Source organism: Pseudomonas sp. (assembly GCF_030684895.1).
GTDB lineage: Bacteria > Pseudomonadota > Gammaproteobacteria > Pseudomonadales > Pseudomonadaceae > Aquipseudomonas.
Genome location: NZ_JAUXXP010000017.1, coordinates 40,284 through 53,645, shown reverse-complemented (window position 1 = coordinate 53,645; position 13,362 = coordinate 40,284). Strand labels below are relative to the sequence as shown.

Annotated in this window: 13 protein-coding genes; 3 read left to right on the top strand and 10 right to left on the bottom strand. The window is 62.7% G+C overall.

The genetic code is table 11. The annotated features are described in order from the left end of the window. Positions 1 to 59: 59 nt before the first annotated feature. Together Q8M42_RS03535 and Q8M42_RS03530 are read left to right on the top strand one after the other, a co-directional pair. Positions 60 to 638, top strand: a complete 579-nt coding sequence (locus Q8M42_RS03535; protein WP_304870214.1) for a lysophospholipid acyltransferase family protein — start codon at positions 60 to 62, stop codon at positions 636 to 638. A gap of 76 nt (positions 639 to 714) precedes the next feature. Then, positions 715 to 1,053 carry a multidrug transporter gene (locus Q8M42_RS03530; protein ID WP_090380255.1) on the top strand — a complete coding sequence of 113 codons (339 nt, stop codon included), beginning with the start codon at positions 715 to 717 and terminating at the stop codon, positions 1,051 to 1,053. 82 nt (positions 1,054 to 1,135) lie between these two features. On the opposite strand, the gene ggt is transcribed toward Q8M42_RS03530, so the two are convergent. The 6 genes from ggt to Q8M42_RS03500 all read right to left on the bottom strand — a co-directional run bounded on the left by ggt (position 1,136) and on the right by Q8M42_RS03500 (position 7,642). Beyond that, on the bottom strand, positions 1,136 to 2,848 hold the full coding sequence (gene ggt, locus Q8M42_RS03525) for a gamma-glutamyltransferase (protein ID WP_370692752.1): 1,713 nt from the start codon (positions 2,846 to 2,848) through the stop codon (positions 1,136 to 1,138). After that, complete coding sequence (locus Q8M42_RS03520) at positions 2,845 to 3,096, bottom strand: YfhL family 4Fe-4S dicluster ferredoxin (RefSeq protein ID WP_090250215.1); 252 nt, start codon at positions 3,094 to 3,096, stop codon at positions 2,845 to 2,847. Before Q8M42_RS03520 ends, ggt begins: the two co-directional genes overlap by 4 nt. Before the next feature lie 114 nt (positions 3,097 to 3,210). After that, a complete protein-coding gene (gene coaD, locus Q8M42_RS03515; protein WP_160013623.1) occupies positions 3,211 to 3,690 on the bottom strand; it encodes a pantetheine-phosphate adenylyltransferase in 480 nt (159 codons plus the stop codon). Between the two features lie 122 nt (positions 3,691 to 3,812). Further along, positions 3,813 to 5,408 carry a GMC family oxidoreductase gene (locus tag Q8M42_RS03510; protein ID WP_304870208.1) on the bottom strand — a complete coding sequence of 532 codons (1,596 nt, stop codon included), beginning with the start codon at positions 5,406 to 5,408 and terminating at the stop codon, positions 3,813 to 3,815. 213 nt (positions 5,409 to 5,621) lie between these two features. Then, a complete protein-coding gene (locus tag Q8M42_RS03505; protein WP_304870207.1) occupies positions 5,622 to 6,167 on the bottom strand; it encodes a twin-arginine translocation pathway signal protein in 546 nt (181 codons plus the stop codon). 32 nt (positions 6,168 to 6,199) lie between these two features. Further along, positions 6,200 to 7,642 (bottom strand): coniferyl aldehyde dehydrogenase, encoded by a 1,443-nt coding sequence (locus tag Q8M42_RS03500; RefSeq protein WP_305283389.1) that lies wholly within the window; start codon positions 7,640 to 7,642, stop codon positions 6,200 to 6,202. A gap of 236 nt (positions 7,643 to 7,878) precedes the next feature. Between Q8M42_RS03500 and Q8M42_RS03495 the strand changes: the two genes are divergently transcribed. Beyond that, positions 7,879 to 8,538, top strand: coding sequence for a TetR/AcrR family transcriptional regulator (locus tag Q8M42_RS03495; protein WP_275960353.1), 660 nt, complete (start codon positions 7,879 to 7,881; stop codon positions 8,536 to 8,538). Positions 8,539 to 8,742: 204 nt separating this feature from the next. Here Q8M42_RS03495 and Q8M42_RS03490 read toward each other — a convergent pair whose 3' ends face one another. The 4 genes from Q8M42_RS03490 to Q8M42_RS03475 form a co-directional block, all read right to left on the bottom strand. Next, complete coding sequence (locus Q8M42_RS03490) at positions 8,743 to 9,738, bottom strand: hydrolase (RefSeq protein WP_304870203.1); 996 nt, start codon at positions 9,736 to 9,738, stop codon at positions 8,743 to 8,745. A gap of 120 nt (positions 9,739 to 9,858) precedes the next feature. Continuing rightward, the gene (gene rsmD, locus Q8M42_RS03485; protein ID WP_304870201.1) at positions 9,859 to 10,467 is read right to left on the bottom strand and encodes a 16S rRNA (guanine(966)-N(2))-methyltransferase RsmD; all 609 of its coding nucleotides are present in this window, start codon (positions 10,465 to 10,467) and stop codon (positions 9,859 to 9,861) included. Beyond that, positions 10,467 to 11,954: a pitrilysin family protein gene (locus Q8M42_RS03480; protein ID WP_304870199.1), complete on the bottom strand. Its 1,488-nt coding sequence runs from the start codon at positions 11,952 to 11,954 to the stop codon at positions 10,467 to 10,469. The genes rsmD and Q8M42_RS03480 overlap by 1 nt, the downstream gene beginning before the upstream one ends. Then, entirely contained in the window at positions 11,947 to 13,302 is a 1,356-nt protein-coding gene (locus Q8M42_RS03475) for a pitrilysin family protein (protein ID WP_304870197.1), read from the bottom strand. The genes Q8M42_RS03480 and Q8M42_RS03475 overlap by 8 nt, the downstream gene beginning before the upstream one ends. Positions 13,303 to 13,362: the final 60 nt, after the last annotated feature.

Genomic DNA, 13,362 nt, shown 5'->3' with positions numbered 1-13,362 from the left:
AGATTTGGCCTGTCTGCCCGAACCGATTACACAACAATAAGAAAGACCGAGGTTTTTTGATGTCCGGTAACTATCTGCCCCGCAACCCTCTGGCTGAGTGGGTCGGCCGTGTGGCGATGAAACTGATGGGCTGGCGTATCGAAGGCCAGCTGCCGAAGCTCGACAAGTTTGTGGTGATCGGCGCGCACCACACCTCCAATTGGGACTTTGTGATTTTTATCGCAGTGAAATTCGTGCTGCGTCTAAATGCCCGCTGGTTTGGCAAGCACACAATCTTCCGCTGGCCCTTTGGTGCGCTGATGCGGCTGTGGGGTGGTATCGCCATCCGCCGCGAACGTCAGGGCAATACGGTTGAGCAGGCAGTGCGGGCCTTTAGCGAACATCAGCAGTTTATGCTGATCCTCTCGCCGGAAGGCACGCGCAAGAAGGTCGAGCGCTGGAAGATGGGCTTCTATCACATCGCCCTCGGCGCAGGCGTACCTATTGTGCTGGGGGCGTTGGACTATCAGAACAAGCGGGTTTTTATCGGCCCGACCTTTATGCCTACGGGGGATGAAACGGCCGATCTCAAGGAGATTCTGGCGTTTTACCGGCCCTTTATTCCGAAAAAACCTGAATACGCCTTTTATGGCGATTGACGGCCGTCACGCTGACAATTACCAATGCGCTGTTATAGTTAGTCTTACCGCCTCCTAATAGCTGAAGGATCGCCCCATGAAACTGTTCCGCTCAACCGCTGCTGCTCTGGCGCTGACCACTGGCCTGCTGGCGCTGCCGGCTTATGCTGACGTAGCGCAGCAGAACACTAGCGGAGACCCTCTTTATACGGCTAACGCACCCAAAGCCTTTTCGATGATTGGCGATCTGCTGATTGCGCGGCCATTGCTGATTGGCGCAACTGCCATCGGTGCTGTGGCATTTGTGGTGAGCCTGCCGTTCACGGCTGCTGGCGGCAATATTGGCGAAGCGGGCCATGCACTGGTCGTTGAGCCAGGCAAGGAAGCTTTTGTGCGCTGCCTGGGCTGCACCACCAGCGGTTACAAGCAGAACTGATTGCTTTACCTGCTTCTGGGCTGCCGCGCTGTTTGGTTGGGCAGCCCTGAGACGTTCTCATCAGGCGCGTCAGTTATCCGCATTACTGCGGTACAGCTGGAGTGACCACCGCAGTACCGATCCCGCGCGGATCGCTTGCCGCGGCAACTTTCCCGTCTTGCTTGTCCCAGTACAGCACCTGCTGATTGCCGTACTGCCTGCCGGTTGCTTTCAATTGATGCCCGAGCGCTTCTAGCGCCGTGATTTCTGCTGGGCTGAATGTGTCCGGCTCATGCTCGATCAGGTCCGGACGGAACTGATGGTGGTAGCGCGCGACGCTGGGCCAGTGCTCAATCGGTTGCTGATCCAGGTACTGCAGCATCGCCAGCAGCACCATGCTGGGAATCCGGCTGCCGCCCGGCGTGCCGAAGCTGGCGAAGTCCTCAGCGCTTTCGATAAAGCTTGGGCTCATGCTCGACAGCGGCCGTTTGCCGGCAGCGATGCTGTTGGCCTGACTACCAGTCAGGCCGTAAGTATTAGAGCCCTGAACATCGGCGGCAAAGTCATCCATTTCATTGTTCAGCAATACCCCAGTGCCGGGTGCGGTAAAGGCTGCGCCGAACGGCAGGTTGACCGACAGGGTCGCGGCCACCGCATTGCCTTCGGTATCGAGCACCGCGAAATGGGTGGTGTGGTCGCCTTCCTGCCAGGTTTTGCTGGGCGGCAAGCTGTCGCTCGGCGTGGCGCGTTGTGGGTCGATGCTGCTGGCCAGCTGTTTCAGGTAAGCCGGGGCCAGGAGTTGCTGCGCCGGGTTGCGGACAAAGTCCGGGTCACCCAGCAAACCACGATCTCGGTAGGCGCGACGCAGGGTTTCGACGATCAGGTGAGTGCGCTGCACGCTATCAGCCTGTTGCCAGGGCAGTTGTTGCAGCATCAGCAGGCTTTGCCCCAGGGCAATGCCGCCGGCGGACGGCGGTGGTGCGCTGATCAGCTCGCGGCCTTGATCCAGCTGGACGCGCAGTGGCTGGCGTTCAACGATGCGGTAGTCGGCCAGGTCCTTGAGTGTCCAGATGCCGCCGGCATCACGCACTGCCTTGACCAACTGTGTGGCCACCGTTCCGGCGTAGAAGCCCTGAAGGCCCTTTGTGCCCAGCTGTTCCAGGGTGCGGGCGAGTTCCGGTTGGCGCAGCAGGCCGAACTCTTCGGGTATTTCGCCTTTGTCGAGGAAGATTCGTGCGGTTTCCGGGTCGTCGCGCATGGCAGCCAAGCGCCAGCCAGCGCGTTCACGGTAAACCCGGTCGATGCTGACGCCGCTGTGCGCCAGGCGGATGGCCGGCGCCAGCGAGTCGCGCAGCGGCAGGCGGCCAAAGCGTTCGGCCAACTCGACCAGTGCCGCCGGCAGGCCAGGAATGGCGGCGGCCAGTGCGCCATTTAGCGAAAGGTCTTTGCGAATTTCGCCGTCGACCCGATACAGGTCAGCATGCGCCGCCTGGGGCGCGCGTTCGCGGGCATCGAGAAAGCGGTAGATTGGGTGTTCGCCGGCTTCGCGCAGTAGAAAGAAACCGCCACCGCCCAGCCCGGAGCCGTAGGGTTCGACCACCGCAAGCGCTGCGCTGATGGCCACTGCAGCATCAAAGGCGTTGCCGCCCAGGGCCAGGGTTTCCTGGCCGGCCACGGTGGCGGCTGGATGTGCGCTGGCAATGGCGATGCGTTCAGGCTGAGCTGCGGCATGCAGTTCAAGGGCGCAGAGTAGAGCAAGCGCACCGAGCAGAGGGCGCCAGGGGAGGTGGCCGCGGATCAGGCGGCCGGTCTTCATGCTTTACCGGTAATGATCAGGTACTTCTGCATCAACTCATCCTTGCTCTCGACATTGTTCTCATCGAGCGGGATGCAATCGACCGGGCAGACCTGCTGGCACTGCGGCTCGTCATAGTGGCCGACGCATTCCGTACACAGGTTGGGGTCGATCTCGTAGATTTCTTCGCCCTGGGAAATCGCTGCGTTCGGGCATTCGGGTTCGCAGACGTCGCAGTTGATGCAGTCGTCGGTGATGATCAGGGACATGACAGAACCACTCCTGCTGCCGCTCTGGGGCGCAGCCTAGATGTGTGCAGAAAGACTATGGCGCGAATTGTGCCGCATCGGGGCCGCGCATGCACGCGGCCTGGCGGTAATGGCTTAGCGCTTGAAGCGCTCGGTCAGCGCTGCGGCCACGGCGGGGTGCACGAAGTTGGAGATATCACCGCCCAGTGCGGCGATTTCGCGGACCAGGGTCGAGGAGATAAACGAGTACTTTTCCGACGGGGTGAGGAACAGGCTTTCCACGTCCGGAGCTAGCTGGCGGTTCATATTGGCCAGTTGGAATTCGTACTCGAAGTCCGATACCGCGCGCAGGCCGCGCAGGAATACGTTCGCGCCTTGTTCTTTGGCAAAGTGCGCCAGCAGGGTGGAAAAGCCGACTACTTCAACGTTGGGCAGGTGCTGGGTGACTTCCCGGGCCAGCTCGACGCGTTGCTCCAGGCTGAACAGCGGGTTCTTCTTCGGGCTGGCGGCGACCGCAATGATCACGCTGTCGAACAGCCGCGCGGCACGCTCGACCAGGTCGCCGTGCCCCTTGGTGATGGGGTCGAAGGTGCCTGGGTATAACACTCGATTCATCGTGACGTCCTGGCGGGTCCGTTGGGGAGTCGGATGGTAGCGCAGCGCATCCCCTTGGCCAAGTCGACCGCGGCTTATCCAGGGTATTCACGGGCGCAGAATGGCCCGTGAATACCCTGATATCAGGCGTGCTTGAGGCGTTCGGCGAGTTTTGTCGCGAGTTTGGCCGTCAGACCATAGATCGACAGCTGCGGGTTGGCGCCGATGCTGGTGGGGAACAGCGAGCCATCATGGATCGACAGGTTGCTCAGTTGATGGTGACGACCCAGGCTGTCGGTGACGGCCTGCTGCGGGTCTTCACCCATGGCGCAACCGCCCATGACGTGGGCACTGCCGAGGCGGGTGCGGTACAGCTCCAGGCTGAGGTTGTCGATCAGGCTTTTCGCCTCGGCCAGGGTCTTCACATAGCCGGCATCGGCATGCAGCGGCAGCACCGCCTTGGACCCGGCGGCGAACTGGATCTCGGCCATGGTATGGAAGGCGCGGCGTACGCCGTCCCAAGTGTAGTCGGTCATCTGGTAGTCGAGCACCGGGCTGCCATCGCCGCGTAGTTCCACTGTGCCTTCGGCGCTGTCCGGGTGGAAGCCGTCGCGCAGCAGGGCCAGCATCACGTTGGTATTGGGCAGTTGCTCCATGCGCATGGCATTGTCGATGCCGAAACGGCCGAGCAGGGTGGCGGTCAGTGCCGGCTGCAGCGGCGGTACTTCGAGCTTGTAGGACAGGCGTCCAGCGGTGCCGTCATCCCATTGGAAGTGGTCGGAGTAGATCGATTGCGGCGCGCCGTAGAAGGGGTTGATCACCTGATCGAACAAGGCTGCGGAGAAGTTCACCAGGTGCAGGAAGGTGCGCTTGCCGGTGCGCTGGTGCGGGTCCGGTGCATTCGAGCGCAGGAGAATCCCTGGGGTGTTGATGCCGCCACCGGCGAGTACGTAATGCTTGGCCTTGACCGTGATCGTGCGGCCATTGGGGGCGACGCTGCGCTCGTCCATACCGAGGCATTCGATGCCCGTGACCTGATCGCCGTCGATCAGCAACTTGTTGGCGCGGGCCAGATAAAGCAGTTCGCCGCCTTTATCCAGGGTCGCGGGGATGGTGGTGACCAGCATCGACTGCTTGGCGTTGGTCGGGCAGCCCATGCCGCAATAGCCCAGGTTCCAGCAGCCGCGCACGTTGCGTGGAATGACCTTCCATTCATAGCCGAGCTTTTCACAGCCGCTGCTGATCACGGCGTTGTTGGCATTCGGCGGCACGACCCAGGGCGCGACGCCGAGGCGCTGTTCCATCTGCTCGAACCAGGGCGCCATTTCTTCGGGGCTATGGCCTTTGACGCCGTGCTCCTTGGCCCAGTGTTCCAGGGTTGGTGCGGGCGTGCGAAAGCTTGAGGTCCAGTTGATCAGCGTGGTGCCGCCCACCGCGCGGCCTTGCATGATGGTGATCGCACCATCCTTGCTCATGCGGCCGATGCCTTCCTGATAGAGGCTGGCGTAGGCCTTGTCTTCGAGCATCTTGAAGTCGTCGCTGGTCTTCAGCGGCCCTTCCTCGATCAGCAGCACCTTGAAGCCTGCCGCGCTGAGGATTTCTGCGGTGGTGCCGCCGCCGGCGCCGCTGCCGACGATGGCCACGTCGGCTTCCAGGGTCAGGTCGCTGTCCAGGCGCGAGCCGTTATAGGTCTTCCAGCCACGGGCCAGGCCCTCTTTGAAACTATCCGGTACAGGCATTTCAAGTTCTCTTTTTTATGATCGCGCTGCATAAAAGGTTGAGCGAGCTAGAGTCAGGCTAGGCGCAGATGCGCGAGGACGCGGAGTTTACGAGCTGTAAATGAGCAGTACTCGTTTCACTCGCCCTTGCGGGCCGCCCTCCGGGCGTTCGGTGACAAGTCACCGTCCGAGGCATCTGCAACAACGCCTGGCCGACGCGCAGCCAGCCGCTAGTCAGACCGTCGGAGGGCCGGGGTAGCCGCAATGCGCCCAGGACTCTGCGCGGCTATACCAGCTCATCATCACCAACTGCAGCAGCGAGGCGTGGCCCATTTTCAGCAGGCCAATGGAGCTGTTCTGCCAGCGTTCGAGGAAGGCCTGCACGTCGGCGTTTGAGGCGTTTTCCCAGCTGCCCCAGACGCCGGTCAGTGGCCCGCGGGTGATCGGCATGGCCAGCACGTCGAACAGCTGCACGGTCAGCTTGAGCAGTTCCGGCGAGACGTGATTAAGGCTGTAGTCGAGGCTGGCGAGGGTGCCTTCGACTGCTTGCGGCATCTTCTCGGCCGTTACCGCGCCGGCCAGCATCACCGGAATCAAGGCATTTAGAAAGGCCAGATCGGACTCGCGGATTACCGCAAAACCGGCTTTCGGCGTACTCGCCGAACAGCCGCTGAGGCTGGCAGTCAGCCCGGCAGTGGCGAGAAAGGCTGAGCCCATCAAGCCGACCTTGAGCAGGTTGCGCCGAGTCAGGTTCGGCGCTTCAAGCGTGGTGTTGTGCATTTATTGTTATCACCGATTCAGGCCATTTGGGGTTAGCGAACGAACAGCTTGTACACCAGCTTCTGCAGGGCCTTGCCGTAGGGTGGGTAGATCAGTTTGGCGGCGTTGAAGCGCTGCTTGATAAACACGCCCTTGGCCTTGCTGAAGGTGAGGAATCCCTCATGGCCGTGGTAATGCCCCATGCCGGACGGGCCGACGCCGCCGAATGGCATATCGTCCTGGGCCACGTGCAGCAAGGTGTCGTTGAGGCATACGCCGCCGGAGTGGGTTTCGTGCAGCACGCGCTGCTGCTCACTCTTGTCGTAGCCGAAGTAGTACAGCGCCAGTGGCCGGTCGCGCTCATTGATAAAGGCGAAGGCATCTTCCAGCTTGTCGTAGGGGATGATCGGCAGCAGTGGGCCGAAGATCTCGTCCTGCATCACCTTCATCTCATCGGTCACGTTCAGCAGCACGGCCTGCGGCATGCGCCGGCCCTGAGCTTCGGGGTACAGCGGAATAATGGTCGCGCCTTTGCTCTCGGCGTCCTGCAGGTAGCCATTGAGGCGCTGCTGCTGACGCTCGTTGATGATTGCGGTGTAATCCGGGTTGTCCTTGAGTTGCGGGTAGAAGCTCTGCACCGCATTGCGGTAAGCCTCGACAAAACCCTCCACGCGGTCTTTCGGCACCAGTACGTAATCCGGTGCGACGCAGGTCTGGCCGGCGTTCATGGTCTTGCCGAAGGCGATGCGCTCGGCGGCGTCGCTCAGCGGTACGGAGGCCGAGACGATGGCCGGCGACTTGCCGCCCAGCTCCAGGGTCACCGGGGTCAGGTTCTCGGCGGCGGCGCGCATCACGTGCTTGCCGATGCTGGTGGCGCCGGTAAACAGCAGGTGGTCGAACGGCAGTTTGGAGAAGGCCATGCCGACTTCCGCCTCGCCCAGCACCACGGTTACCAGATCCTCGGGGAAGACTTTAGCCAGTAGATCCTTGACCAGCTGCGAGGTGGCCGGGGTCGACTCACTCATCTTGATCATCACCCGGTTGCCGGCGGCCAGGGCGCCAACCAGTGGGCCGATGGCGAGAAACAGCGGGTAGGTCCACGGCACGATCACCCCGACCACGCCCAGCGGCTGGTAGATGACCTTGGCCGAAGCCGGCATAAATTGCATGCCTACGCTACGCCGTGAAGGCTTCATCCACTTCTTGATGCGCTTGGTCGCGTAGTGGATGCCATGCAGGCTCGGCATCAGCTCGGCGAGCAGGGTTTCATCGGCGCTGCGGTTGCTGAAATCTTGGGAGATGGCGCTGATCAGCGCGTCCCGCTGGTTGCTGAGCAGATCGCGCAGCACGTTGAGCCACTGGATGCGCTGCTCGGCCGAAGGCATGGGGTTGGCCTTGAACGCCTGGCGCTGACGGGCAAAGCTGCTCTCCAACTGGCTGAGCTGCTGTTGGCTGCGTTGCAGGCTTTGTTCTAGGTAGGCGACGTCGGCGACCATGGTGATACTCCTCGGCATTCCAGCAATGCAGTGCGTCAGATGAGCTGAGGCCGCTGCAGAAAAGGTGTGCTGGATTTTTAGAGCAATTGCTCTAATCTGTCAAATAGCATGGCGCTGTCAGCCGACGGACGCAGCCCAACGAAAAGTTAGCGCGCAGGATTGAGAGGCGCGCAGGTAACACTTTGGCGGCGGGTGCGTGTACCTTTGCCGGGCTTTTGAGCCGAGATCGAGCCGTTATGTCAGCCCCACTGAAAACCCGCGAACGCATCATTCAGGAGAGCCTGGCGCTGTTTAATGCCCAGGGCGAGCGCAGCGTCACCACCAACCATATCGCCGCGCACCTGGGGATTTCACCGGGCAACCTGTACTACCACTTCCGCAACAAGCAGGCGATCATCGCCGAGCTGTTTGCCCTCTACGAAAGCCAGGTGGATACCTTTCTGCGCCGCCCCGAAGGCCGCGCGCTGACGGTGCAGGACAAAACCTTCTATCTGGAAGCGCTGCTCGCGGCGATGTGGCACTACCGCTTTCTGCACCGCGATCTGGAGCACCTGCTCGACAGCGACGCCGAGCTGGCCGAGCGCTACAAGCTGTTCTCGCAGCGCTGTCTGCAGCGTGCACAGGAGATTTATCAGGGCTTTGTCGAGGCCGGCATCCTGTTGATGAATGCGCCACAGATCGAGGCGCTGACCCTCAACAGCTGGATCATCATGACCTCCTGGGTGCGCTTTCTCTGCACCACTCGCGGCAATCCCGGCGACCTCAGCCAAGAGATGCTGCGCCGTGGCATCTACCAGGTGCTGACGTTGGAAGGCGGTTATATCGCCCCGCAAGCACGCGAGGCTGTGGAGGCGCTCTACGCCAAGCTGCATGTGCCGCTGGAACAGGTGATCTAAGAACGAGTCGCCAAATTTGTAGCCCGGATAAGCCTTGGCGCAATCCGGGGTTGCTGTCCCGGATTGCGCTGCGCTTATCCAGGCTACGGGTTGAGTTGTTGTTTCAGTCGTAGGGTGGGCAACGCGAAGCTTGCCCACCGTCACCTACACAACCACTCGAATATCACCTGTCCTGTAGGGTGGATGATAAGAGCGTCATCCACCCTACAGGAGTTTCGCGGCCTGCTCGGCCAGCCACTGTGGAATGCGCCGTTCCAGGTAATAGCCTGGTTTAGCCAGGCTGCCTTCGACAAAGCCGACATGGCCGCCGTGGGCGTGCAGTTCGAATTCGATGCTGGGCGACAGTTCGCTGGCTTCGGGCAGGCTGTGCGGGAACACAAAGGGGTCGTCGGCGGCCTGGATAATCAGCGTCGGCGTCTCGATCTGGCCGAGGAAGTAGCGGCTGGAGGCGCGGCGGTAGTAGTCCTGGGCATCGGCGTAGCCATGCAACGGCGCGGTGATGCGTCCGTCGAAATCCCAGAAGGTGCGCATATTGTCCAGTGGGCCGAGTTTCTCCAGGGTGGACAGCCGATCAGCCATGCCCCGGTGAGCAAACAGGCGCTGTTTGTCTTTCACGTAGGCCACCATCTCGCGCATAAAGTGGCTCTGGTAGACCCTGGAAAAGCCCATGCCGATGCGGTCGGCGCACTGATCCAGACGAAACGGCACCGACACCGCCGCAGCGCCCTGCAACTGACTCTCTGCGCCGCTTTCCCCCAGGTACTTGAGCAGTACATTGCCGCCCAGGGAATAACCCACGGCATACAGCGGCGCCATCGGCCGTTGGGCACGCAGGTGGCGCACTGTTTCTGCCAGGTCTTCGCTGGCGCCGGAGTGGTAACCACGGGCCAGCAGGTTCGGCTCGCCGGAGCAGCCGCGCCAGTTCAGCGCCACGCTGGCCCAGCCCTGGGTCGCTAATTTTTGCTGCAAGCCCAGCACATACAGCGAGTCGGATGAACCGGTCAAACCGTGCAGCACCAGCACCAGCGGCGCATCGGCCTGGTGTGGGCCGTGCCAGTCCAGATCAAGAAAGTCGCCATCCTCCAGCCACAGCCGTTCGCGCGTGCGCTCAAGCTTCGCCGGTTGGCGACACATCGGGTTCCACAGAGTTTGCAGATGCGGGCCGGGTAGCCACCAGGCGGGCTTGAAGGACGTTTGCATGACAAATATCGATTGGGAAAGCGCTCAGGCTAGGGCCTGAGGCGGTGAAACGGAAGCTAAATGAGTGGGGCGAATAACAGAACCTGACCGGGCTTCACGACGTGAAGCCCGGAGTTTGCCTCAGGCTGCAGCCGTGCGCTGCCATAGCGCGTAGTACACCTGGCCCGCCTTCTGTTCGCGGTGTAGGCGCCAGTTGCCGGGCATGCCGAGGCTGGAGGGTGAGTTCTCGCTTTCGGTGTAGACCCAGGCATCCGCCGCCAGCCAGCCGTTCTGCTCCAGCAGGGTGCAGGCGGGGAACAGCAGGTTCTGGTTGAACGGCGGGTCGAGAAACACCAGATCGAACGGCGTCGCCGCCGGGTTCTGCAGGTAGAGCAGGGCGTCGGTCTGCTGCAACTGGCCGTTGTCGCAGTTCAGCGTTTGCAGGTGGCTGCGCAGGCTGGCGATAGCCGCTGGGTTGAGGTCCAGGGCCAGGGCGCTGCCGGCGCCGCGTGACAACGCTTCGAGAAACAGCGCGCCGCTGCCGGCGAACAGGTCGAGCACCTTGGCGCCTTCGACATAAGGCGCCAGCCAGTTGAATAGCGTCTCACGCACGCGGTTCGGTGTCGGTCGCAGGCCAGCCGCCATGGGGAAGTTGAACTGCCGCGAGCGCCATTGCCCGCCGATGATCCGCAGCTGGCCATCGCCGCTGTGGGCGGGGTTGGCTTTTGGCGGTTTGGGTCGCTTGCTCATCAGTGCTCCGGGACGCCAGTGGGTTGCTCGGCAGGGTTGTCGGTGGGCGGTGGCAGTTCTTTCTGCGCCACGCTCGGGCCGGCGGTGACGATCACCAGGGCGTCGGGGTTGAGGTGCTTGGCCATGGCGGCCTTGACCTGTTCCACGCTCAGCGCTTCGACGTCGCGCATAAAGTCTTCCAGGTAGCTCAGCGGCAGGTCATAGAAACCCATGGAGCCCAACTGGCCGACGATAGCGGCATTGCTCGCAGTGGACAGCGGGAAGCTGCCGGCCAGCTCGCGCTTGGCGTTGTTCAGCTCATCAGCGGTCGGGCCGTTGGCGATAAAGTCGGCGAGCATGCTTTTGACCAGTTGCAGGGTGCCGTCGCTGAGTTCGGCGCGGGTCTGCAGGGTGATCATAAAGGGGCCGCGCGCTTGCATGGCGCTGAAGCCGGAGTAGACGCCATAGGTCAGGCCGCGTTTCTCGCGCACTTCGGTCATCAGGCGGGTGCCAAAACCACCGCCGCCGAATACCTGGTTGCCCAGGTAGAGCGCGGCGTAGTCCGGGTCGCGGCGGTCGATGCCGAGCTGGGCAATCATCAGGTGGGTCTGGTTGGACGGGAACTCGATGTGCTGCAGGCCCGGCTTAGGGACTTCCGGCTGGGCGATACGCTGCAGCGCCGGGCCTTGCGGCAGTGCGGCGGATACCTGGCTGGCCAGGGCTTCGGCATCACTGCGCGAGAGGTCGCCGACCAGCGCAATAATCGCGTTATTGGCGGTGTAGGCCTTGGCATGGAAGGCCTGCAGCTGCTCACGGCTGATGGTCGGGATCGACTCCGCATTGCCGTCGCTCGGGTGCGCGTAAGGGTGGTTGCCGTACAGGCGCTCGAACAGCGCCAGGCTGGCCAGCTTGCCGGGGTTCTGCTTCTGATATTCGAAGCCAGCCAGCAGCTGGTTCTTGATCCGCGCCAGTGAGTCTTCTGGGAAGGTCGGTTGGCCGAGCACCTGATTGAACAGCTGCAGCGCCGGCTCGCGTTTGTCCGCCGCGCTGAGGCTGCGCAGGCTGGCGATGGCCATGTCGCGGAACGCGCCGTTGCCGAAGTTGGCACCGAGGTTTTCGAAGCCGGCGGCGATTGCGCCGACATCCTTACCCGGCACGCCTTCGTTGAGCATGGCGTTGGTCAGCATGGCCAGACCGGCGACGCCGTCGTCATGGCTGCTGCCGGCGGCAAAGGTCAGTTGCAGGTCGAACATCGGCAGCTCGCGGGCTTCGACGAACAGCACCTTGGCGCCTTCGGCGGTTTGCCAGGTCTGGATATTCAGATCGCGGCGGCTAGGCGGCTGATCGCCAAGGGCGGCCAGGGATTCGATGTGGGTCGATTCGGCGGCCGGGGCCGGGGCCGGGGTTGGACTGCTATCCGGGCGGTTGATCACCAGGGCCAGCAGCGCCAGCAATATCAGTAGCGCCAGGCCAAGCAGGCCGTAGCGCAGGCCATTGCGCTCACTCATTGCGCTTCTCCTCAGGCAGAACATGGGCGACGCTCAGGCGGTCGCGGGTAAAGAAGGTGCTGGCGGCTTGCTGGATATCGGCCGGGGTCACAGCCTCCAGTTCGGCCAGCTCCTGGTCGATCAGCTTCCACGACAGGCCGACGGTTTCCAGCTGGCCGATGGCGGTGGCCTGGCTGGTGATCGAATCACGCTCGTAGACCAGGCCGGCAATCACTTGTGCACGCACTCGGGCCAGCTCTTCGGCGCTTGGCGGGGTATTTTTCAAGTCTTCCAGCTCACGCCATAGGCCGGCTTCGACCTGCTGCAGAGTCTTGCCGGTCTGCACGTTGGGCGTAGCGGAAAGGATGAACAGGCTGTCGCCACGGGAGAAGCCGTCGTACCAGGCAGAGGCGCCGGATACCAGTTCCTCGCCACGCTCCAGGCGCGTGGGCAGGCGGGCGCTGTAGCCGCCATCGAGCAGGGCGGCGGCCAGGCGCAGGGCATGCACCTGGCGCGGCTGTTCGGCGGTGGCCAGGCCAGGCACGTTAAAGCCCATCATCAGGCTCGGCAGCTGGGTTTTCAGGTGCAGGGTGAGGCGTCGTTCGCCCGGTGCGGCCAGCTCACGCGGCGCTTTCGCCGTGGGCACGGTGCGCTTGGGAATGGCGCCGAAGTAGCGCTCGGCAAGGATCTTCACCTCGGCGACGCTGACGTCACCGACCACCACCAGGGTGGCGTTGTTTGGCGCGTACCAGGCTTGGTACCAGGCGCGCAGCTCTTCGACGGTCATGCGCTCAAGGTCGGCCATCCAGCCGATAGTCGGCGTGTGGTAACCGCTGGCGGGGTAGGCCATGGCCTTGAAGCGCTCATAGGCCAGGCTCGACGGTTTATCGTCGGTGCGCAGGCGGCGCTCTTCCTTGATTACCTCGATTTCCTTGGCGAACTCATCGGCCGGCAGCTTGAGGCTGGCCAGACGGTCGGCTTCCAGCTCCAGGGCGACGGCCAGGCGGTCACGGGCCAGCACCTGGTAGTAGGCGGTGTAATCGTCGCTGGTAAAGGCGTTTTCCTCGGCGCCCAGTTCACGCAGGATGCGCGAGGCTTCACCGGGGCCGAGCTTGCGGCTGCCCTTGAACATCATGTGTTCGAGGGCGTGGGACAGGCCGGTCTGGCCGGGCGTCTCGTAGCTGGAGCCAACCTTGTACCAGAGCTGGCTGACCACCACCGGGGCGCGATGGTCTTCGCGCACGATGACCTTGAGGCCATTGTCCAGGCTGAATTCGTGGGTCGGCTGCGGCTCGGCGGCCAGGGCCAGCAGCGGGCAGGAGAGTACGCCGAAGCAGAGGGCGGCGACACGATGGGCAAGCGTTGGCATGGGAGTCTGTTCACCGTAAATGGCAGGTTGCCGGGGCGCGGAGGGCGACTCGGCACGCTG